At 29.0% G+C, this 23,040-nt stretch carries 15 protein-coding genes, 1 pseudogene and 1 other annotated feature; of the genes and pseudogenes, 2 read left to right on the forward strand and 14 right to left on the reverse strand.

What is annotated here, in order from left to right; genetic code table 11:
* Positions 1–48: 48 nt before the first annotated feature.
* The 3 genes from ACYUEX_RS11625 to ACYUEX_RS11635 all read right to left on the reverse strand — a co-directional run bounded on the left by ACYUEX_RS11625 (position 49) and on the right by ACYUEX_RS11635 (position 6,390).
* Complete coding sequence (locus tag ACYUEX_RS11625) at positions 49–1,737, reverse strand: sugar phosphorylase (RefSeq protein ID WP_460288316.1); 1,689 nt, start codon at positions 1,735–1,737, stop codon at positions 49–51.
* 15 nt (positions 1,738–1,752) lie between these two features.
* On the reverse strand, positions 1,753–4,362 hold the full coding sequence (locus tag ACYUEX_RS11630; protein ID WP_460288317.1) for a glycoside hydrolase family 38 N-terminal domain-containing protein: 2,610 nt from the start codon (positions 4,360–4,362) through the stop codon (positions 1,753–1,755).
* A gap of 75 nt (positions 4,363–4,437) precedes the next feature.
* The gene (locus tag ACYUEX_RS11635) at positions 4,438–6,390 is read right to left on the reverse strand and encodes a fructose-specific PTS transporter subunit EIIC (RefSeq protein WP_460288318.1); all 1,953 of its coding nucleotides are present in this window, start codon (positions 6,388–6,390) and stop codon (positions 4,438–4,440) included.
* Positions 6,391–6,573: 183 nt separating this feature from the next.
* On the opposite strand from ACYUEX_RS11635, the gene ACYUEX_RS11640 reads away from it, so the two are divergent.
* Positions 6,574–7,323: a MurR/RpiR family transcriptional regulator gene (locus tag ACYUEX_RS11640; protein WP_460288319.1), complete on the forward strand. Its 750-nt coding sequence runs from the start codon at positions 6,574–6,576 to the stop codon at positions 7,321–7,323.
* 290 nt (positions 7,324–7,613) lie between these two features.
* Here the strand turns inward: ACYUEX_RS11640 and glpK are convergent, their stop codons facing one another.
* The 6 genes from glpK to modA all read right to left on the reverse strand — a co-directional run bounded on the left by glpK (position 7,614) and on the right by modA (position 13,553).
* Entirely contained in the window at positions 7,614–9,113 is a 1,500-nt protein-coding gene (gene glpK, locus ACYUEX_RS11645) for a glycerol kinase GlpK (RefSeq protein ID WP_411168357.1), read from the reverse strand.
* A 32-nt stretch (positions 9,114–9,145) separates the two neighbouring features.
* Positions 9,146–9,901, reverse strand: a complete 756-nt coding sequence (locus ACYUEX_RS11650; protein WP_460288320.1) for an MIP/aquaporin family protein — start codon at positions 9,899–9,901, stop codon at positions 9,146–9,148.
* 99 nt (positions 9,902–10,000) lie between these two features.
* Positions 10,001–10,561 carry a glycerol-3-phosphate responsive antiterminator gene (locus tag ACYUEX_RS11655; RefSeq protein WP_411168359.1) on the reverse strand — a complete coding sequence of 187 codons (561 nt, stop codon included), beginning with the start codon at positions 10,559–10,561 and terminating at the stop codon, positions 10,001–10,003.
* Positions 10,562–10,992: 431 nt separating this feature from the next.
* Complete coding sequence (locus tag ACYUEX_RS11660; protein ID WP_460288321.1) at positions 10,993–12,060, reverse strand: sulfate/molybdate ABC transporter ATP-binding protein; 1,068 nt, start codon at positions 12,058–12,060, stop codon at positions 10,993–10,995.
* Between the two features lie 11 nt (positions 12,061–12,071).
* On the reverse strand, positions 12,072–12,743 hold the full coding sequence (modB, locus tag ACYUEX_RS11665) for a molybdate ABC transporter permease subunit (RefSeq protein ID WP_411168361.1): 672 nt from the start codon (positions 12,741–12,743) through the stop codon (positions 12,072–12,074).
* Positions 12,744–12,752: 9 nt separating this feature from the next.
* Positions 12,753–13,553 (reverse strand): molybdate ABC transporter substrate-binding protein, encoded by an 801-nt coding sequence (modA, locus tag ACYUEX_RS11670; RefSeq protein WP_460288323.1) that lies wholly within the window; start codon positions 13,551–13,553, stop codon positions 12,753–12,755.
* Between the two features lie 319 nt (positions 13,554–13,872).
* Between modA and ACYUEX_RS11675 the strand changes: the two genes are divergently transcribed.
* A complete protein-coding gene (locus ACYUEX_RS11675) occupies positions 13,873–14,394 on the forward strand; it encodes an excisionase family DNA-binding protein (protein WP_411168363.1) in 522 nt (173 codons plus the stop codon).
* Between the two features lie 190 nt (positions 14,395–14,584).
* On the opposite strand, the gene ACYUEX_RS11680 is transcribed toward ACYUEX_RS11675, so the two are convergent.
* From ACYUEX_RS11680 to trpS, 5 genes and pseudogenes are all read right to left on the reverse strand, one after another.
* Positions 14,585–15,154 carry a hypothetical protein gene (locus ACYUEX_RS11680; protein WP_411168364.1) on the reverse strand — a complete coding sequence of 190 codons (570 nt, stop codon included), beginning with the start codon at positions 15,152–15,154 and terminating at the stop codon, positions 14,585–14,587.
* 314 nt (positions 15,155–15,468) lie between these two features.
* Positions 15,469–17,490, reverse strand: coding sequence for a methyl-accepting chemotaxis protein (locus ACYUEX_RS11685; protein WP_460288324.1), 2,022 nt, complete (start codon positions 17,488–17,490; stop codon positions 15,469–15,471).
* 233 nt (positions 17,491–17,723) lie between these two features.
* Positions 17,724–18,923, reverse strand: coding sequence for an FprA family A-type flavoprotein (locus tag ACYUEX_RS11690; RefSeq protein WP_460288325.1), 1,200 nt, complete (start codon positions 18,921–18,923; stop codon positions 17,724–17,726).
* 50 nt (positions 18,924–18,973) lie between these two features.
* Positions 18,974–20,881: an acyl-CoA dehydrogenase family protein gene (locus tag ACYUEX_RS11695; protein WP_460288326.1), complete on the reverse strand. Its 1,908-nt coding sequence runs from the start codon at positions 20,879–20,881 to the stop codon at positions 18,974–18,976.
* A gap of 547 nt (positions 20,882–21,428) precedes the next feature.
* Positions 21,429–22,445 (reverse strand): annotated as a pseudogene (gene trpS / locus ACYUEX_RS11700) (tryptophan--tRNA ligase).
* A gap of 47 nt (positions 22,446–22,492) precedes the next feature.
* Positions 22,493–22,739 (reverse strand) — a binding site (T-box leader).
* Positions 22,740–23,040 lie beyond the last annotated feature (301 nt).

The raw sequence follows: 23,040 nt of genomic DNA on the forward strand, positions 1-23,040 counted from the left end.
TCCTATGTAGTTAGTAGATTTCAAAATATATCAATATCTTATTTTAATTTACTTTATCCATAAGAATTCATACGGTTTTAATTCTATGTTACTACTTATTTCTCTACCTGTAATTATATCTTTACCAGAAATAATTGAATTTACTTTTGATATTTTAGAATCTATATTTACTATAAAAGTTATTTTCTCCTTTGTGTATTCATTAAATCTTTCTAAAGCAAATATATTTTCTCCTAGATTTAAAACCTTTTGAGACGCAAATGGTGAAAATGCAGAATGTTCTTTTCTTATTTTAATTAATTCCTTTATTCTATTAAATATCTTTTTTCTTCTTTCATCTAACTTTAATTCAGTAGATATTCTTGAGAACTCAAGTCTTTCTCTATTAATCCTTCTATTTATTCCTGAATCTTCTAAGCCTTTATAGTCATTTTTTGAACCTAATAGTGAGTGATAGTATATTGCTGGTACTCCTACACAAGATAATAATATAGAATTTGAAGCAACTATCTTATTAATTTGACTTTCTAATTCAATATCCTCTTCTGAATTTATAATAGCATCATTATAATTTATATTAAGCTCATATACAGACTTACTTCCATCAGTATTATTCTTATAAGAAACCTTACCACCATTTTTAATAACCTTGTCTACTAAAAGTTGCTTTTCTTCGTCAGATAATATACCTTCTGTTGGTCTCATTCCTATGCCATCATGACTTGATAGAAAATTAAAGTATGTTGCCGTGTTAGATACCTTATCTATAGTTTTAGCCCACTCATTTAACTTTTTAGAGTTATGAGTTGTAAGAGTATGTAAAACTAATGGTGGTAAAGCAAATTGATACACCATATTAGCTTCGTTAGTTGTATCACCAAAATAACTTATATTCTCTTTATGAGGTACGTTAGTTTCTGTTATTATTTGAGTATTTGGCTTAAAATAATCTAAAAGCATTCTCCAAATCTCAATAATGGCATGAGTTTGTGGAAGGTGCATGCAACTTGTACCTGATTCCTTCCATAAAAAGCCTATAGCATCTAATCTTATTGATGTGGCACCATTTTGGGCATAGTTTAATAATATATCTGTCATTTCTAAAAAAACTGGGAAATGTCCAAAATTAACATCAATTTGATCTTCACTAAATGTTGTCCAAGCTGTCTTTAATCCATTTTCACCCTTATACTCATGAAATAATGGTGATGTTCTAGGCCTTACTACATTCTTACTATCAAAGCTATTATCATCTTTTATGAAATAATTTTTATATTTTTCTTCATCATTTAAGTATCCCTTAAACCAGCTACTAGATTTAGAAATATGATTAGCTACAAAGTCATACATCAATCTATAATCTTTAGATAAATTTTTTATATCTTCCCAATCTCCTAAATCCTTATTTATTTCCATATAATTAACTACAGAAAATCCATCATCAGAAGTATAAGTAAACATTGGAAGTATATGCACATCAGTTATAGTATCTTCTATATTTTCCTTTAAAAACTTATTTAAAGTTCTTATTGTTGGTACTCCCTCTTCATAAATACTATCTCCATAAGTTATTAAATATACATTTTTTTCAGAAATAGCTTCTGGTATTATAAAACTTACTTTCTCCCACTTATTTATTAGCTTTTCAATTTCCACTTCAAATTCTTCTTTATAATCTGAATTATATACAAATTTTATTTTTTCAACTATAGATTTAATTAGTTCTAGTTTATTCATAAAAACCTCCAGATTTTATAATCTTACCTTTATAGTTACATACCCTCTAGGCTTGATTTTAATTTTTCCTGTAATCTCCTCAATTTCTCTTTCATAAAGATTAGTTAATGTTAATTTTTTAAAATCTCCCATTAAACCAACACTCTCCTCTTTATCACTAGGATTAAATAGTCTTAATATATATCCATCTTTTTCATAAGATTCTTTAAATACACTTTGTATTACATTACAATTATCTATTTTAATTAAAGAATATTCCTCTTTATTAACTTCATAATTTAATGGAATTTCAAATCTTTCCAATCTCTCTTCAAAAAGGTTTAAGCTTTGCTTTTGATAAGTTGTGTATCTTTCAATATACTTATCTGCTAGCTTAAATAATTCTTCTTCTGTTGAATCTATCATTGCTATTGCATACTCGAAATTCATTTCCTTAATTAGTTGTGCATCTTCAGTGTAAACAACCTTATTATTTATTCCTGAAGCTCTTCCTGGTCTCCATAGAAGATTATCTTTTCCAAGTACTCCAACACTTCTAAATAGTGTTAGTGCTATCTTTGAATCATCTAAAATCTCAAATTCTTTAATTCCCTTAGCAATAATTCCATAAATATTATTTTCATTCTTTAATGCAACTATATTTTCTAAGGAATATATAGGTACTGGAGCTTCTGCAAAGCCTTTTTCTCTCCATGTATTAAAACATGTGTTTATATTATTTCTCTCAACAAAGGAAAATCCTTCATCACTTAAAGATGTTGTACTGTTTACGTTACTATTTAATATAACTCTTACCCTATGATCCTTAACATTATTATCTATACTGTGTTTTATTCTTATAAATGATTCATTACTTCTAAGCTCTATTTCTGTATTTACAATTACCTCTTCAGCTTTTAAGTTAAATCCTTTATGCTGAATAAACATCTTATTTATGTTTCTAGATTTTTTAACACCTAAAAATATAGCTTCTAATAGAAGTGTTTTTTCATTACTTTCTGCTGGTGAATAATCATAAGAATCACCACAATCTTCAGTATCCTCAAAGTAGAACATATTTTTAATTTCTTCTTTAGTTTTCTTATTAACTAATATAATATTATTATCCTGAACCACTATTTTAAAGCTCTCATTTTCTATTTTATTTTCTTTAATAGATTCTAGAATATTTTCTTTATTTATTGTTCCATCATTAACTACTATAGTCTTATATCCTATAGCTAAAAGCTCCTGATTATTTATAACTACTTCACTTCTATAGTACCCTGGAAGTTCTATCTCCTTTTCGCCCTCAGCTGTTACTACAACTTGTTTTCCCCCACTTAAATAATCTTGCTTTATTAAATCAAAGCTTACATTGCTTCCATCTAAATTTTCTAGTATAAAGTTTTCTTCTTTAGTGAATATTACTGTTTTGATATTTTCTATTGAGTTTTGCACCTTAGTATTGAAAAGTACAAGTATATTTTCCTTTCCAATCTTATTACTAATTGCTATAGTAATTTGTTTCTTTATTATGTTTATTAATCCTGAACAAATTCTATTTACCTTTTCTAATCTATTTAGAATTTCTCTATTTGTATCATCAGAATTGCATCCACCTATACTATCATGAGCATGCACATCAAATAATAATTTCCACATTATATCTATCCAGGATGTTGGATATTTTAAACCTAAAGATTTTCCTATAACAGCAAGTGGCTCTAAAATATAAAGTATCTTGTTTTCCACGTCATAATTAGCTTTTTTAATATCATATCTTTGAGATTTTATAGTATTATGAATTCTTGATTTTTGACAAGCTATTAACTCTCCTCTTATTTCATTTTCAAAATCAGCATTCCAAGTATCCGCCATAAAATTTTCATAGTTAGATAATATAAATTCATACTTATCTTGTTTTTCATTAAGTTCTTTCACAACCTTTGGAAAGTGCTCTCTAATAAGAACTTGATCTCCACCAGCTGGTAATAAAAGATTATCTGAATCCTTATTTAAATCCTCTAGTTTTTTAAGCATAGGCATAAGCTTTTCTTCTATATACTCTTTATCTGATGATAAAAATTTTCCTGGTCCATATCCTAAGAAAATATTGTTTGCCTTTACAGTCTCTCCATCAGGTGAAGTCCATTTAAAGTTCAAATTTCCCTTTAACTCATCAGTGTACACCCCTCTTTGAAGTACACTATTTTCTATATCAAACTCTTTAAAAATTGAAGGTAAATATTGATTTTGCCCAAAAATATCAGGTAAATATCCTACCTTCATAGAATGACCTAACTTATTTCCTAATCTTGTTCCATATAGTAAATTTCTTATTATAGACTCCTTATTTACTAATAAACTATCAGTTTGAGTATACCAAGGCCCTACAAAGATTCTTCTTTCTTTTATTAATTTTTCTAACTTTTCCCTATCTTCTGGATAAATTTTTAAATATTCATCAACAATTGAAAGCTGAGCATCAAATGTATATGAATTAAATTCTGAATTTTTTTCTAATACATCCATAAGATATGACATATTTTGACTTAGTAGTAGGTTTGAATCCTCTATTGTAAAGTACCACTCCCTATCCCAATGTGAATGTGGTACTACATATACCTTTTTTCCTCTACTCATTCTTATCCTCCTAATTTTACTTCCTAATGAAAGAACTAAAAACTATAAATATAGTTTTTAGTTCCTCATTCATTATTACATTATGTTCTTCTCTTCTTTTTTAATTAAGTAATATCTTATAAATATATTTGCCAAAGCTATAAATAATGTTCCTACTAGTAGCCCTACTATATAAGCCCATAAGTTCTCCACTAAAGGCCATCCCCATATTGCTGGTAATGGATTCCACTGAACTGCACCTAAAGCAACAGCAGTACATGATCCAAATATTGCACCAAGCATATTAATTGGAATAGTTATTAATGGGTTCTTTAACATAAATGGTATAGCTCCCTCACTTACTGCTATAAGTCCTAACATAATTGATGTACTACCAACAACTCTTAAACTTTCATCAAATACTCTTCTCTTAACGACAAATTTATCTAAAACTGTTGCAAGCCCCAACCCTATTGGAGGTATTATTATAGATAATACTCTTCCTGTTAGAGGGAATATGCCATCTGCTGCTAGTCCCATAGCTATAGCTCCAGCTGCCTTATTTACTGGACCTCCAAGATCAAACGCTGTACAAGCTGCTATTACAGATGTTAATAGTAACGTACTTCCTGTATCAAAAGAAGCTATTAAATTTGATAACCAACCATTTATTCCTCCAAAAATTGGATCTATAAGATAAAAATTCAGTATAAATATAGTTAATACTGATATACCAGGTAATAAAAACATTGGTTTCATTGCCTGAAGATTTTTTGGTAATTTAATCTTCTCATTTAAGAATTTACTTAAATAACCTGCAACTAGACCTAATACTAAAGCACCTAAGAATCCTGAAGGTATTCCACCCTTAACTCCCCAGAATGTATAATGTAATCCACCAGCAAAAGCACCTCCTATGAACCCTGGTACAAGACCTGGTCTATCTGCTATTGAATAAGAAACATAAGCTGCAAATACTGGATATATAAACTTAAATATTAATCCACCAAACTTATCTAAATAATGTAAGAATACATACAATTGATTTGAGCTTTCTCCAAACTGACCTAAGTTATCTATTTGACCTATTCCCATAGCCCAAAGCTTTGCTATTCCCATCATAAGGCCTGCTGCAACTATAACTGGAATCATATAAGAAATACCAGTCATTACAGCTTCCATCATTTCAGATAAAATTCCTTTTTTCTTTTCATTATCTTTTGATGTGTCCGCTACTTCTCCTCCATCTACTTTTCCTTCTGGATTTTCTAAAACTCTATTTATTAAAGCCTTAGCATCCTTTAATGGTTCAGCAACTTTTACTTTAACAAAATTTTTGCCATTATATCTTTCAATATTTTTAACAGCTATATCACATGCAAATATTACTCCATCAGCATTTTTTATATCTTCTTTGCTATGCTTATCTTCTATTCCATTAGCCCCTTGCTTTTCAACAAGTATTCTAACTCCCATTTCTCTTCCTGCCTTTTCTAATGCTTCAGCAGACATATATGTGTGAGCAATTCCTGTAGCACAAGCTGTAACAGCTAAGACCGTCTTATTATATTCTTTAACTTCACTATTTTCCTTCTTATAATTTAAGGCTTCAATAAATTCTTTACTATTTTTAGCCTTTTTTAAATTAGTTGTGAAATCTTCATACATTAAAGCCGATGATAATTCAGCTAATAATTTTAAGTGAGTTGATCCTTCTTCAGCTTTTGGAATAGCTAATAAAAATACTAAATCAACATTATTGTCATCAGTAACACTTTCCCAATCCATTATAGGCTTTTCTAATCTTGCCACTGCAAAAGCTGCTTTTTTTACTGTGGTTGACTTACCATGTGGAATGGCAACTCCTCTTTCAAGCCCTGTTGGAGAATGTGCTTCTCTTTCCATAACTGCTTGTAAAAATTCTTCTTTTGATGAAATTATATTATCATCATAAAGTCTTTCTACTAATTTTTTTATTACTTCTTTTTTATTTGAACATTTCTGATTTAAAAGAATAAGATTATTATTGGTCATCTTTTTTAAATCCATCTTCATTCTCTCCTTTTTAATTTTAATGTACATCGCTTTATATCTTTTGCAATCTTTTACAAGCCTATTATTACATACTTATATAAATTTTTGTTATACAATGAAAGTATAATTTTACTTTTTTATATCTAAATGTGTATAATGATTTTAAATATACAATTTTTTTATTTGGAGGTTATATTTATGAGTACTCTTGTTAATTACTTCTCTGATAAGCTAAATAATTTAACTTATGCTGAAAAACATATTTTTTATTATATTGACTCAAATTTAGAAAAATCAAAAAAAGAATCTTTAACTAAAATGGCAGATGAAAACAATGTAAGTACAACTACAATTATTAGAATGTGTAGTAAACTAGGCTTATCAGGCTTTTCAGAGCTTAAATACATATTAAAAACTATTAATATAGATACTAATCCTCATATAGATAACTATATAGAAGCTATCAAAAATAATATAAATCTTTCACTAGATAAACTCTCTATTAATAACATAAATAGATTAGTAAATATGATAAAAGAAGCTACGAAAATAATTATAGTTTCTGTTGGGCTTTCTAAACCCATGGGGGAATACTTCTCTAAACTACTAATGCAAGCTAATAAAAGTAGCTTTTATATATACGAATCTCACATAATTGATCTTCTAGATAAAAGTTCAACTCATGATGATTTAATTATATTTATATCTAATAGTGGAGAAACTCATACATTAACCAATATAGCTGAAAAGCTAAGCTATAGAAATTTTAAAACTGCTGCTATAGTTAACACTCCTGATTCTTCCTTATCTAAACTTGTAGATACTTCTATAAATACTTATTCTGAAAAAAGCAATTTATATGGTTATGATATAACAGCAAGATCTACTCTTTTAATTATTCTTGACGTTATTTTCGCTTATTATATTAACAATACAATAAAAAAATAGCCCGTCTTAATCTATGACAGGCTATTTTACTTTCTCATATGGATCTTTATATAAATTTTCTTCTATTATTATAAAAGATTCTAATTGCTATACTAATCTTATTTTGATCTTATAATAAATACATAAGACATTTTACTATCTCAGCAATAGAAATTCCATTATATAAAAATATATATTATAGCGATATATATTTAAGGTATATGTCTTAAAATATAATATCTAAGACATATACCTCTTAAAAATATAATTTTACTATTTATAAATATTAATCATCGGAATATTATTTAGTACTACTCTTCATCTTCCCATCTTAAGGATCTCTTAACAGCTTTTTTCCATCCTTTATAATACTTATCTACTTGCTCTTTATCAAGCTTTGCATCAAATTCATCAGCCATATGCCAGAACTTCTTAACTTCTTCTTTATCCTTCCAGAATCCTACTGCAAGACCTGCTAAATAAGCCGCTCCTAATGCTGTTGTTTCTGATATTATAGGCCTTACAACCTTTTTACCTAATAAATCTGCTTGGAATTGCATTAAGAATTTATTTCTACTTGCTCCTCCATCTACTTTTATACTCTTAAGATCTGATCCAACATCCTCCTTCATAGCATCTATAAGATCTCTTGTTTGATATGCTATGGACTCAAGAGCAGCTCTCATAAGATGATTTCTATTAGTTCCTCTTGTTATTCCAAATATTGCTCCCCTAGCATACATGTCCCAATGAGGTGCTCCAAGTCCAACAAAAGCTGGTACTATATACACTCCACCATTGTCATCAACCTTAGATGCAAAATATTCAGTATCTACTGAATCATTTACTATTTTTAGCTCATCTCTAAGCCATTGAATAACAGCCCCTCCTACAAATACAGATCCCTCTAAAGCATATTGAACCTTTCCATCAAGACCTATAGCTATAGTCGTTAAAAGACCATTTTTACTTTCTACCATTTCTTCGCCTGTATTCATTAACAAGAAGCATCCTGTTCCATAGGTATTCTTAGCTTCACCCTTTTCAAAACAAGTTTGCCCAAATAAAGCAGCTTGTTGGTCTCCTGCCATACCAGCTATAGGAACTCTTACTCCACCTTTTCCTCCAAGGTTTGTATCACCATAAACTTCAGAACAATTTCTAACTTCTGGTAACATTGACTTTGGTATATTTAATTCCTCTAAAATTTTGTCATCCCATTTTAATTCTTTTATATTATAAAGCATAGTTCTTGATGCATTAGTATAATCAGTAACATGAACTTTACCATTAGTTAACTTCCATACAAGCCATGTATCTACAGTTCCAAATAAAAGTTCTCCTCTGTCTGCCTTTTCTCTTGCACCTTCTACATTATCTAGTATCCATTTTATTTTAGTTCCTGAAAAATAAGCGTCTACAACTAATCCAGTATTTTTCTTAATATAATCTTCCCATCCATTAGCTTTTAGATTATCACATATATCCGCTGTTCTTCTACATTGCCATACAATTGCATTATAAACAGGTCTTCCTGTGCTTTTTTCCCAAACAATAGTAGTTTCTCTTTGATTTGTTATACCTATAGCTGCTACTTCATCTTGAGTAATATTAGTTTTAGCTATAACCTCCTGAAGTACTCCATATTGAGTAGCCCATATTTCCATTGGATCATGCTCAACCCATCCTTCTTTAGGATATATTTGAGTAAATTCTTTTTGGCTTATTCCTACTATATTTTGTTCCTTATCAAATACAATTGCTCTTGAACTTGTTGTTCCTTGATCTAGTGCTATAATATACTTTCCCATAGTTATCTCTCCCTCATTTTTCAATTTCAAATTTATAATTTAATAATTAAATCAAATACTAAACTTCCAAAAACTCCTCCAAGTATAGGTGCTATAACTGGTATTAAAGAATAGCTCCAATCTGAATCAACTTTATTCTTCATAGGTAATATAGCATGTACTATTCTTGGTCCTAAGTCTCTAGCTGGATTTATTGCATATCCTGTTGTACCTCCAAGAGACAATCCTATACCCCATACTAAAATACCTACCAAAAATGATCCCATAATTCCTACTGTTCCTATTATTTCTCCTCCTGAACCTTGGAAGGTAGTTTTAAAGACTTCACTATAAGTTATTCCTCTTATACCTAATAATAATATAAAGGTTCCAGTAAATTCACCTACAAAATTATAAAATTTATTTTTTATAGCTGGTGCTGTGCAAAATGTTGCTCTTATGTCTTCTCCATTTGAAGTTTCATCATAATGTTGCTTATAGTTAATATAAACAATAAGCATCCCAACCATGGCTCCTAACATCTGGCTTATTATATACATTGGTACTTCTCCCCAAGCAAATAATCCTGATGAAGCTAGTCCAATAGTTACTGCTGGATTTAGATGAGCACCACTCATCCATCCTGTAATATATGCTGCTACTGCTACAGCAAACCCCCATCCTGCTGTTATTACAATCCATCCTGAAGAATTTCCCTTTGTTTTCTTTAGTACTACATTGGCAACAACCCCATTACCTAGTAGAATTAAAATAAGTGTACCTAAGAACTCTGCTAAATATGCTTGCATTTTGCTCTCCCCTTTTATTAAAATTATTATTTTAAGAAAAAAAACCACATAAAATTGCATGAGCAATCTTATGTAGCTTTTTCTCTTATTCTCTCTTTTCTACATAGACCATATTTCTTTTTTAGTTGTAGATATACATGTCGCACCACACTTTAAGGCTTCCATTACATCTTCCTTATCTGAAATTAATCCCCCTGCTATTAATGGCTTATTAAGACTTAAAGAAAGTTCCTTAATTATTTTGAAAAGTAATCCTGGAAGAATCTCTACAGCATCACACTCATCTACTAAATGATTTTTTATATTTTCTTTAGACAAACTATCTATCATAAATACTCTTTGAACGGCTATAAGTCCAAGTCTCTTAGCTGATCTTATTACTTGAGGCTTTGTACTTATTATCCCTTGGAATTTTGTGTTTTCAATTAAGAATCTCAAAGATACTTCTTTACTTGAAATCCCCTCTATTAAGTCTATATGAATAACACCTATTTTATTACTATTAAATATTTTTTCACTTATATTTTTAATATTTAATATGTTTCCGAATAAAACGAAAATAACTTGTATATCACTCTCTAAAGCTAACTCTAATTCTTTTTCATCTTTTACTGCTGCGACTATAGGATTGTCCTCTAAAACTCTTTTAAAATTACTCATTTTATTCCTCTATCCCTCTATTTTTTGTAATCATTTACAGTACGATATTATTCTATCACGTCATATATTCAATTGTCAATATATCCCTATTTTTATATATTTGTTTATTATTTCACAAAAATGGTTATATCAAAAAATAATATATTAATTTAAATTAAATCCCTCCTGATAGTAAGCTCTATTTGTCTTATAAATTATGACTTGACTCATAAATGATTAGGATAAAATTTTAACAAATTTTAGAGATTTTCTTAAAATATTAATTATAAAAAATAATAAATTAATAAAAAAATTTTGCTAACCTATTTATACTGTAAACAAAAGGGATATTTTCAGCTATAAAAATATCCCTTTTGTCTAATCATTATTAAATTTTGTATTATAAATTAAGAACTTTACTTATTAAGCTACTATATAATCACTATAAATTATTACTCCAAAAGTAAAATTGAATCTTCAGGTATTTTTAAATATAAATTTTCTTTATTTTTTTTATTATCCCATTCCTCTTTCTTAACTTTATACAATATAACACTGTTATCACTTTTTTCATTAATATTTTTATTTTCAAACATTATGTTATATTCAAATACGTTTTCTACTATCTTAATTATTTTACATTCTAGAACATTTTTTTCATCCTGTGTGTTAACATCATCAATGATTTTAAAGTTGTGAGCTCTAACTCCAACATAATTTATATTTTCAGGTACTATTTTTTCTGTTTCTAAGATGATATTCCAATCAGTAGCATAAACCCTATTTGAAGAAAGAATTTGGCATTTTGAAATATTTTTGCAGCCTGTAAGTATTGCTGCTTCAAACAATTTTGGTTCTTTAAAAATCTCCTTAGTGTTTCCTAATAAAATTGAATTACCTTTGTCAATAATAGCAATATTTTTACAAAACTTATATACTTCTTCCCTGCTATGAGTAACCATTAAAACTTCTCCATTATACAATTTTAGCAATTCTAAAACCTCAGTCTGAAGCTGCTCTTTTAAATATGAATCTAATGCAGAAAATGGTTCATCAAGCATCAATATATCTGGTTTATATATAATACACCTACCCATAGCAACTCTTTGTTGCTGACCTCCAGAAAGTTGACTTGGGTATTTCTTTTCTAATCCTTGCAAATGAAATGATTTTATAATTTCATTTACCTTCTTTTCTTTTTCCCTTTTTGAATCTAATAGTGCTATTCCAATATTTTCTTCTACAGTCATGTTCGGAAACAAAGCATAATTTTGAAACAAATATCCTATATTTCTTTCTTGAGGCTTAAGATTAATTTTTTTCTCAGAATCAAATAATACTTTTCCATTAAGTACAATACGTCCTTCATCAGGAGTTTCAATTCCAGCAATACATTTAAGAGTCATACTTTTTCCACTGCCAGAAGCACCTAAAATTCCAAGATACTCTCCATTTGTTTCAAAAGAAACATCAAGAGAAAAACCTTTTAACTTTTTCTTTATATCAACAAACAAACTCATTAAATTCTTCCTTACTTCAAATATTTTCTTTCTCTTAGAGTAAAATAATTTGTTAAAACAACAACTATAAATGATATTATGGTAACAATTAGAACATAGTCAAAAGCGACCCCCATATTCCCTGCTGATACTTCTGCATAAATTGCTAAAGGTAGTGTCCTTGTCTTATTTGCTATGTTCCCTGCAATCATTGCTGTAGCTCCAAATTCTCCAAGCCCTCTTGCAAAAGCTAGTATGCCCCCTGAAGCAACTCCAGGTAATGCAAGTGGCATCATTATACGCCAAAAAATTTTTTTCTCTGACATTCCTAATGTTCTTGCAGCCATTATTAAGTTTTGATCAACTTGTTCAAATGCACCTCTTGCTGAACGATACATAAGTGGAAAAGATATTACTACAGAGGCTATTACAGTGGCTGCCCAAGAAAAAACTATTTTTACCCCTAAAAAATCTAACAAGAACTTACCTATTGGCCTATTTACACCAAATATAATCAAAAGGAAAAATCCCATTACTGTTGGTGGCAAAACTAATGGTAATGTTAATATACCATCTAAAATCATTTTTATTTTTTCGGACTTTATCTTTACAATAAATATTGCTACAAAAAGTCCTAACAAAAATGTTAAGACCATTGATGCGGTTGCAGTTTTTAAAGAAATTATTATTGGTGATATATCCATTATATTCTCCTATTTATTAGCTGAAAATCCATAAGATTCGAATACTTTGATTGCTTCATCAGATTTCAAAAATTCTGTGAACTTCTTTGCTGATTCTTGATTTTTAGTACTCTTCACTATACCTACTGGATAAATTACTTTAGAAACACTTCCTTCTTTAGCTTCTGTAACAACTTCTACTTTACTATTTGAAGCTGCATCTGTTGAATATACAACTCCAGCATCAGCACTAGCTTCAGCAACCCAATTTAAAACTTCTGTAACATTTGTCCCAAGGCTTGCCTTTGAAGAAACTTGATCCCAAATTTTAAGGTTTTCAAATAATTGTTTTGAATATTGTCCAACTGGTACACTTTCTGGATCTCCAATAGCAATTTTTTCAGACTTTAATATATCTTCAAAAGTTTTTATATCTTTATTACTACCTTTTGGAACAATAAGCATAATTTTATTTTGAAGAAGTTCAACAATAGAGCTCTCATCAACTAAACCTTTTTTATTTAATTCATTCATTTGCTTCATTGCTGCTGACATAAAAACATCTATTTCTGCACCTTCTTCAATTTGACTTTGTAACTTTCCTGAACTATCGTAAGTTCCTTGGACCTTAATATTAGGATTTTTTTCTTTAAACATTGGTATTAATTTATCTTCCATACAATTTTTTAAACTTGCTGCAGCTGCAACAGTTATAGTTGTTTCTTTAGTTTGACTATCCTTTACATTTTCTGTAGCTTTATTTTTGCTACACCCAACAGCAAAAAATACTAAACAGCACATACTTAAAATTAAACTTATTCTTTTTTTCATTCTCTATACCCCCATTTATTAAATAATTATAAGTTTAGAAATGTAAAGTTGTTTTAATATTGATAAAACACAACAAAACCGAACTAAACATAACTAAAATGAATAATTTAAATTATAATGTAAACATTTCCTTATGTCAAATTATTTTCAATTTTAGGTTTATTTACCAATTAAACTGAATTTAAAATCTATAAGATGATATTTAAAAACAAATATATAGTTCTAAAATTTAACAAAAAAGGTAACTCCTAATTGTTATATTTAAATTATTATGTTAAATTATTTTTATATTAAATAATAAAATGAAAAGGTGAATGAAATGAATGAAGATATCTTATATACACCAGATGAAATTGCTCAAAAATTAAAGATAACTAAAAGCACTGTGTACGAAATGATAAAACGTGGAGATTTAGATGCTCATCGTATGGGAAAGCATCTTCGTATATCTAACTCACAATTTGATATTTATCTTTTAAAATCTAAAGGTTATGAAAACAGCTATGAAGCAACCTTAATTCATGAAAATGAAGAAATGTTTGCATATATTAACTCAGTTAAAATTCAAGTTAATACTGAACTAGAAGGAAAAGTAAAAGTTTGTATTCATCCAGAAGATATCATACTAAGTAAAGGTACCTTTATAAGTAGTGCACGAAATGTTCATAAAGGTGTTGTAGCGGATATTATAATAGATGGAAATAGTGCAAAAGTAATTTTAAATGTTGGTATTCCTTTAGTAGCGCTAATAACAAAAAAATCCTTAAATGAAATGGGTATAGAAAAAGGAATGGAGCTTTTCGCCATTTTCAAAACTATGTCTGTAAAAGTTTATAAATAGTATTTTCCTTGTTGTCAATTAATAATTAAATACCTTATTATCAATACTAATACTTTCATAAATATCTATATAAACTTATTAAATACTAAATCTTTTTAATTAGCTATTGTTTTAACATAAGTTAAAATAAAAAAAGAAGAGTTGCAAAATGGTTAGTACTTAATCATTTTTTAACTCTTCACTTTTAATTTTATTTATTTTTTTCTGATAAATAAGATATTAATTCATCATAATTATTTTCAGCTAATGATTCTCTTGATTTTAAGTCTTTTATTTTATTATTTGAATTTATAATACTTTCATAATTAGATAGAGTTTCTAATATAGCAGACTTAAAAATTGGAATAACCTCTATTATTCTTTTTATTCCATATACATATTCATCATCACTAATGTTATAACACTTAAATAATCCTGAAGTTAATCTTCCATCAGAAAACATGTAAATATACCTATCTTTCATTTCATCAGATAAATCAACTTCAATTTTATGCTTATACAACCTAAATATAGTATCATTTTCTTTTATAAATATAGGGAATATAGTTGAAAAAAGTACTACTACATCCTCTTCCTTATCAACAACTCCAGTAAAATCATGTTCATTAAGCTTTGTTAAAATCTCATCTGTAAATATACAATCTTTTATTTTCTTACTCAGAGTCATTTTTAACTTTTGTTCTTTTCCCTCAATTAAAAAGTTATCAATTGAATTAAATAGTCTACTAATTTTTTTTATATTTTTTTCTGAATTATTCATACTAATACATCTCCTTAAATAATTCAATAGAAAGTCATTACACTACTTTCTTTATATAATTTAATATTATCTATATATACATTTTAGTATATTTAAAATAATTATACAAATTCATTATATAAAACTTATTTAGTAAATTAAGAATATAGTCTTATTTTTCCTCTTTAGGATATAACCTTAATAACTAAATATTTTACAATAGTTATTCACAATAAACATAAAAATATAATTTCCTAAAGAGTAAAAAAACATCATATTACTGATGTTTCTTAGTAGATGCGATGGTAATAATAGTTACCCATCGCATCATTAATTTATATTTTAAACTTATTGACATTAACCATCATCTTTTTGCTCATGTCACTTAACTCATTTAATGATTCAGCAACAACTTTAGTTGAACTAGTCATTTCCTCAGTGGACGCTGATATTTCCTCTGCAGATGCAGATACTTCCTCAGATATAGCCGAAGCCCCTTCTATTTTTTCTAATATTACATCCTTATTCTCATTTAAATCTTCAACTGAATTATTTGCAACATTAATTTTAGGTGTTATTTCATTTACTGCTACTGTTATATTCTCAAATGATTTTATAGCAGTAAATATATTTTTTTCTTGAGTTTGAAGCTCTGACTTAACTGAGTCTGTGGTTTCAACCATTAATTCTGTATCCTTTGATATTTGAGATATTATAGTGGCTATATTTATAGAAGATTCTTTGCTTTGTTCAGCAAGCTTTCTTATTTCTTCAGCAACAACTGAAAAACCACGGCCAGCCTCTCCCGCCCTTGCAGCTTCAATAGCTGCATTTAAAGCTAAAAGATTAGTTTGTTCAGAAATACTATTTATTAAATTAGTTATTTCATTTACCTTTGTTACATTTTTACCAACGCCTTGTGTTTTCAGAATTAAATCATTAAATGCTTTATTAACATTTCTAACTGATTCAATTACATTTTCCATATCATCATTACTATTATTAGCCATAGATTTTATATTAATTGTATTTACATCTACATCTTTTATTATCTTAACCATATCCTCTAACTTTGCGCTAAACTCTTGAAGTATTGCAGTGATATCAACTAAATCTGTGGCTTGATTCATAGTGCCTTTTGAGACATCGTTAATAGCTATTGAGATATTTTTACTTGAAGACAATACTTCATCCCCTGTTACTGAAAGTTTATCTGTTTGAGTATCAATACCAGTAGAACTTTCCTTTATATCATTTAATATATTAATAATTGAACCTTTCATAACATCTAAGGCTGATGACATCTTACCTATCTCATCTTGTCTATTTAAAAGCTCCTCGGAAATTTCTTTACTTAAATCTCCCTCTGATATTTCTTTTAAATGAATCATTACTCCATCAATAGGTTTACTTATAGATTTTGATATAAGCACTACGATTAATCCACCAATTATTATAAATATAATAGATACTATTGCTATACCTATATTTAAGGTACGTATTTCACTTAAAATTTCATCTGTATCTATTGTTATAGCAGTGGACCAATTTGTAAGCTTTATTGGAGCATATCCAACGTATTTTGATTCACCGTTATAAGTGTAGTCTCCATACCCTGTTTCACCAGCTACCATTTTCTTTTCTATATCTACTATAGATTGAAGAGTTGGGTCTTCTTTTATATTTTCAAAATCGTTATTTTGAGATAATACTAATTCTTTATCTTTATGTGCTATTGTTGTCCCATATTTACTTAGTATAAAAGCTTGACCAGTAGAACCAATCTTAACATCACTAACGAATCTACTAAGTTCATTTCCATCTTTAACAGCTGTGATAACACCTATTACATCTTCATTGAACTTAACTGGGACAGAATATATAACTACAATTTCTCCTGATGCCTTACTAACAATTGGATCAGATACATATGATGTACCTGAAGCGGCATTTTTAAAGTAATCTCTATCACTTGCATTAAAACTAGTTCCATCTGTTCTGCTAGCAGTACCATCTAATGTAATAAAATTCATTGCTGTATAATTTCTATTTTTAGCTATTGATTTTAAAGTAGAAACCTTATCATTAATAGATATTTTGGGGTCTTTTAAATTATTGTTCTCAGAAATTATTTCTAAAGCCTGAATTTCTGCAATAAGTCCATTTTCAATAGCCTTTGAAGCTTGAATCGAAATTTCTGGTAAAGTTTTTTGAACGGTATTTTTTAATGATATTTTTGATATTAAAGAAGAAATTAAAGAGATTCCTATGCAAATAGCAACTATTAAAGAGATAAAACTTATTAATAATTGAATTTTAATACTTTTAAAACTTACTTTTCCTACTTTCTTTTTCATCTGCCTACCCCCATTAATTTACTTTATTTAAAAGCATACCTTACTTCTATCGATATATAATCTTAAAACTTAATATTATTGATATAATAAAAATGAGTATTATCTAAAAATTCGGATAATACTCACCTTAAATTTAAAGTTAATAATAATTTCTATTAATAAGAATTTTATTGGAGGTACCTCATTACTATAAAAGTAAAATCATAATTTATTTTATAGCATGTTTAGTATATCTATTGCATTGATTCTATAACACTTTCAACAAGTGAATCCATATCTATATCATTGTCCTCATTCATAGAGGATACAAGTGAAACTTTATCTTCTAGAACTGTCATTTCCTTCATTCCATCTAGGAACTCACTCATTAACTTACCAGACTTACATGCCCAGGAACCATTTTCAATAATTGCAAAGGTTCTTTTTTGAAGGTTAAGTGCCTTCATATCCATAAGATAATTATGCATAGGCGGATAAATTCCAAGATTATAAGTTACAGAAGCTAAAACCACATGACTAACTCTAAAGGTCTCAGAAATTAGCTGAGATACATGAGTACTTGAAACATCATACATAGTTACATCTTTTATGCCTCTTTCTACAAATTTAGTAGCTAAAGAGGTAGCTGCAGTTTCTGTATTACCATACATTGAAGCATATACTATCATTACTGCTTTTTCTTCTGGTTCATATCTACTCCATTTATCATACTTGTCAATAAAATATCCAAGATCTGTACGCCAAACTGGACCATGTAGTGGACAAATCATTTTAATATCAAGTCCACTTGCTTTTTTTAATAATGATTGAACATGAGCTCCGTACTTTCCAACAATATTTGTATAATATCTTCTAGCGTCATCAATCCAATCACGGTCAAAGTCAACTTCGTCATTGAATAGCTTACCATCTAATGCTCCAAAGGATCCAAATGCATCAGCTGAGAAAAGGACACCATTTGTAGTATCAAAGGTAACCATAGCTTCTGGCCAATGTACCATCGGTGCAGCTACAAATGTTACTTCATGCTTTCCAAAAGATTTTGTATCTCCTTCAGTAACCTCCTCTATTCTTCCGTCAATTTCGAATCCAAATTGCCTCATTAATAGAAAAGCTTTCTCAGTGCTTATAATCTTGACATTAGGATAACGTAATATTATTTCCTCAATAGAAGCTCCATGATCAGGTTCCATATGATTTATCACTAAATAATCAAGTGGCCTACCATCAAGAACTGCTTGTACATTTTCTAAAAACTGTCTACAAATTGACCAATCCACAGTATCGAATAGTACAGTTTTTTCATCTAATAGTAAATATGAGTTATATGAAACACCCCTTGAAATTGGATGAATATTTTCAAAAAGAGCTAGACGCCTATCATTACCGCCTACCCAATAAAGGTCTTCCGTTACTTTTCTAACACAAAACATAAATTACTCCTCCTTTTTGCTATAAAAACCTTAAAATTTTTGCTATAAAATTAGACCTCTATAAAATTAGATTTTTCTTCACCACAATCTGGACAGATCCACTCTTCTGGAAGAGATTCAAATAAAGTTTCTGGTGATATGTCATTTTCTATATCCCCTACTGCTGGGTCATATTCATAGCCACATCCATTACAAACATATCTCTTCCAAGTAGGAATAGTCTTTTTAGGAACATACTTTTTCATTTTCTTCATAGGAGGTGCTTCCTTTTTTGGTTCTCCATTATCTAAAGCAGCTGTTAGTAATGGCATTATTTCTAGTAAGTCTCCAACAATACCATAATCTGCGTTCTTAAATATTGGAGCATTAGGATTATTATTAATAGCAACTATCGTAGTAGCATCCTTTATCCCCTTTAAATGTTGTCCAGCACCTGATATACCACATGCTATATAAAGATTTCCATTAAATTTTTGACCTGACATCCCAACATAACGATTTAAAGGTAAATATTTTAAAGTTTCAGCTACAGGACGTGATGAACCAATTGCTGCACCAGCCTGAATAGCTAAAGCTTTAGCAAGTTCCATATTTTTTTCTTCTCCAATTCCCTTACCTACACTAACAACACGGTCTGCCTTGGATATTGGAGTATTTATATCAATACCAACAGTAAAGTCATAACCATCTGCTTTTAATGATTCTATAAGCTTAGCAACTTTTTCTTCAGCTGTTCCATCTTTCATAATCATCTTCTTACGAGCACCAGTCACTCCACCATATGGAGATTTTTTAGTTATAGTTTTATTTTTAGGCATTTTACCAATTACGTGAGATGCAATTACCATTCTTTGAATCTCATTTGTTCCTTCATAAATAGTACAAATTTTAGCATCACGATATGCTCTTTCTACATCCATTCCTTTAAGGTAACCAGATCCTCCAAATATTTGTAATGCATCATTTACAACCTCTAAACATATATCAGAGGCATATTGTTTAGCCATAGCAGCTTCCATAGAATAAGGTTCATGATTTTCCTTAAGTTCAGCAGCACTATATACTAAAAATCTAGCTGCTCTTAGCTTTGTTGCCATATCAGCTAACTTAAATGAAATTACTTGTTGTTGACAGATTGGTTTACCAAATTGTATTCTTTCCTTTGAATATTCTAAAGCATTTTCATAAGCTCCTTGAGCTATACCTAGAGCTTGAGCTGCAATACCTATACGACCACCATCTAATGTTTTCATAGCTATTTTAAAGCCTTGTCCTTCTTCACCTAATAAGTTTTCCTTAGGCACTTTAACATTGTTAAATATTAATTCAGCAGTTGAAGAAGAGCGAATTCCCAACTTATCATAATGATCACCAAAGGTAAATCCTTCCCATCCCTTTTCAACTATAAAGGCACTTATGCCCCTAACTCCTATGTCCGGAGTTGTTACTGCAAATACAACATAAATATCAGCTTTATCTGCATTAGTTATAAAAATCTTTCCACCATTTAAAATATAATAATCGCCTTCTAGTTCAGCAGTAGTTTCTGTTCCACCAGCATCACTTCCAGCATTAGGTTCGGTTAAACCAAAGGCACCAATTTTTTCACCTTTAGCTAAAGGAATTAAATATTTTTGCTTTTGCTCTTCATTTCCATAGGCAAAAATTGGATATGTTCCTAATGAAACATGGGCTGATAGAATTACACCTGTACCTCCATCAACCCTAGAAAGCTCTTCAACTGCAATGGCATAACTAAGTGCATCTAAACCTAATCCACCATACTTCTCAGAATAAGGAGTTCCTAATACACCCATTTCTCCCAACTTTTCTATAGCCTCATCTGGGAATTTACTTTCCTTGTCCAACATAAATGCTATAGGCTTTATTTCAGTCTCTGCAAATTCTCTAATTTTCACACGAAAAGCTTCGTGCTGTTCTGTAGTCTTAAAAAACATAAACTTGCCTCCTTTTATTTAGTGTTTTATTTTAATTTTTATAAACTTTTAAAATTTATAAAATATGTAAGTCTAATATCAAAATACACTATTCTAATAATCAAGCTAAAACTTATGTTGTTATGTCCTTATGTGCTATATACCCTATACCAATTAATATCTATTATTCCAGTTTTTCTCTTTCTTAATAATTATTATTATAAAACTCTAAATATCTATTGTCAAATTTTTCTGTAAACAATTCCAGTTTTATGAATAATATTAGTGCCTACTAGATAATATTATTTATATCTAAAACTATATATTCATTTTAATCTTAATAAGAAGAACTTTTTATAATTCACTCATCAGAAAAAGTGTAGCTAATATTATAAAAATAGTTTACTTGAGAGGTACCAAAAGAAAATTTACACACATTTTTGCATAGGCTTTTACAATAATTTTAATAACAAAAAAAGTATGTTATTCATTAAAAACAACATACTTTTTACTGCAGTCGGTACTCATCACTTTTGTATCCTCAAACCAGCACTTTACAAAGTCAACATCACTTAAAATAATTTATTCCAATAGCATCTCTAACCTCATCTAAAGTATTTGAAGCTACTTCTCTTGATATTTTACTCCCTTGAAGTAAAACACTATAAATGTAATCTATATTTTTTTCTAATTCCCTACGTCTAGCCCTAATTGGTTCTAGCTCTGCTTGTAAAACTTCATTTAAGAATTTCTTTACTTTTACATCACCGAGTCCACCTCTACTATAATGCTCCTTCATATTTTTTAAAATTTCTTTATCCTTGCAGAAAGCATTTAAATACGTAAATACAGGATTATCTTCAACTTTACCTGGATTTTCTACTCTTATATGATTTGGATCTGTATACATTGCCATAACCTTCTTAGCTATAATATCTGGTTCATCAGATAAATAGATTGCGTTATTTAGAGATTTACTCATTTTTGAATTTCCATCGACACCTGGCAATCTTCCCATACCATTTATGGGAATTATAGCCTTAGGTTCTACTAATATTTCTTTACCGTAAATACTATTAAAGCTTCTTACTATTTCTCTAGTTTGTTCTATCATAGGTAGTTGGTCTTCTCCTACTGGAACTATAGTAGCCTTAAAGGCTGTTATATCTGCTGCTTGACTTACTGGATATGTTAAGAAACCTGCTGGAATACTCAATTCAAAGTTCTTTTCTTTTATTTCATTTTTCACTGTTGGATTTCTTTCAAGCCTTGAAACTGTAACTAGATTTAGATAATGCATTGTTAATTCGTTTAACTCTGGTATTTATGATTGAACAAATATTGTAGATTTTAAAGGATCTATTCCTACTGCTAAATAATCCAATGCTACCTCTATTAAATTTTTTCTTATTTTCTCTGGATTCCTAGCATTATCAGTTAAAGCTTGTTGATCTGCTATCATTATAAAGCTTGTGTAATCCCCATTATTTTGTAGATCTACTCTCTTTTTTAATGAACCTACATAATGTCCAAGATGCAACTTCCCTGTTGGTCTATCACCTGTTAATATGATTTCTTTACTCATAATATTCACTCCTTAATTCTTTGCAAAATAAAAACTCCGCCCTAAATAAATAGGACGGAGATAAACCGCGTTGCCACCTAAATTGTATAGTAAAATATACTATACCACTCCTTTTCAAGTACTACCATACTCTATCTGCTATAAGATGCAGCCCACCACTTAGATACTCTGATAATCATTTCTCATCGTTCCTCAAAGGTCCATTCACTAAATCTCTTCTTGTTAGGATTCCACCACCCCTAACTCTCTTTATTGAAGCTTAATATAGCTACTACTCCTTATCTTTGGATGTTATTATTTAAATTTATTACATTTTACATCAAATACTCTTAATTTGCAATCTTATAATACTTAAATTTCCTTGACAAATTCCTATTTATCAATCTCCTATTCTCTTCGAAATATATATCATAAGTAAATTATAGAATAAATTCATGGTATTATTTAATTTTCAAAGAACATATTTTATTGTTTAGATTAATAAAATTTCTTATATTTATTAAAAATAAAAAGACCACAATATAATATTCAATTTAGACTGATATACTTCCCGCAGTCTCTTATATAAAGCCTTCTACTAAAATGGTGGGGTACT

The sequence above is a fragment of the Clostridium sp. CTA-7 genome (genome assembly GCF_054768095.1).

Bases quoted from the DNA above. Each gene is read 5' to 3' on its own strand.
- ACYUEX_RS11625 (WP_460288316.1), bottom strand. From the start codon at position 1,737: ATGAATAAACTAGAACTAATTAAATCTATAGTTGAAAAAATAAAATTT.
- ACYUEX_RS11650 (WP_460288320.1), bottom strand. From the start codon at position 9,901: ATGCAAGCATATTTAGCAGAGTTCTTAGGTACACTTATTTTAATTCTA.
- modB (WP_411168361.1), bottom strand. From the start codon at position 12,743: ATGGATATATCACCAATAATAATTTCTTTAAAAACTGCAACCGCATCA.
- ACYUEX_RS11680 (WP_411168364.1), bottom strand. From the start codon at position 15,154: ATGAATAATTCAGAAAAAAATATAAAAAAAATTAGTAGACTATTTAAT.
- ACYUEX_RS11630 (WP_460288317.1), bottom strand. From the start codon at position 4,362: ATGAGTAGAGGAAAAAAGGTATATGTAGTACCACATTCACATTGGGAT.
- ACYUEX_RS11640 (WP_460288319.1), top strand. From the start codon at position 6,574: ATGAGTACTCTTGTTAATTACTTCTCTGATAAGCTAAATAATTTAACT.
- ACYUEX_RS11660 (WP_460288321.1), bottom strand. From the start codon at position 12,060: ATGAGTTTGTTTGTTGATATAAAGAAAAAGTTAAAAGGTTTTTCTCTT.
- ACYUEX_RS11690 (WP_460288325.1), bottom strand. From the start codon at position 18,923: ATGTTTTGTGTTAGAAAAGTAACGGAAGACCTTTATTGGGTAGGCGGT.
- ACYUEX_RS11655 (WP_411168359.1), bottom strand. From the start codon at position 10,561: ATGAGTAATTTTAAAAGAGTTTTAGAGGACAATCCTATAGTCGCAGCA.
- glpK (WP_411168357.1), bottom strand. From the start codon at position 9,113: ATGGGAAAGTATATTATAGCACTAGATCAAGGAACAACAAGTTCAAGA.
- ACYUEX_RS11635 (WP_460288318.1), bottom strand. From the start codon at position 6,390: ATGGATTTAAAAAAGATGACCAATAATAATCTTATTCTTTTAAATCAG.
- ACYUEX_RS11675 (WP_411168363.1), top strand. From the start codon at position 13,873: ATGAATGAAGATATCTTATATACACCAGATGAAATTGCTCAAAAATTA.
- modA (WP_460288323.1), bottom strand. From the start codon at position 13,553: ATGAAAAAAAGAATAAGTTTAATTTTAAGTATGTGCTGTTTAGTATTT.
- ACYUEX_RS11685 (WP_460288324.1), bottom strand. From the start codon at position 17,490: ATGAAAAAGAAAGTAGGAAAAGTAAGTTTTAAAAGTATTAAAATTCAA.
- ACYUEX_RS11695 (WP_460288326.1), bottom strand. From the start codon at position 20,881: ATGTTTTTTAAGACTACAGAACAGCACGAAGCTTTTCGTGTGAAAATT.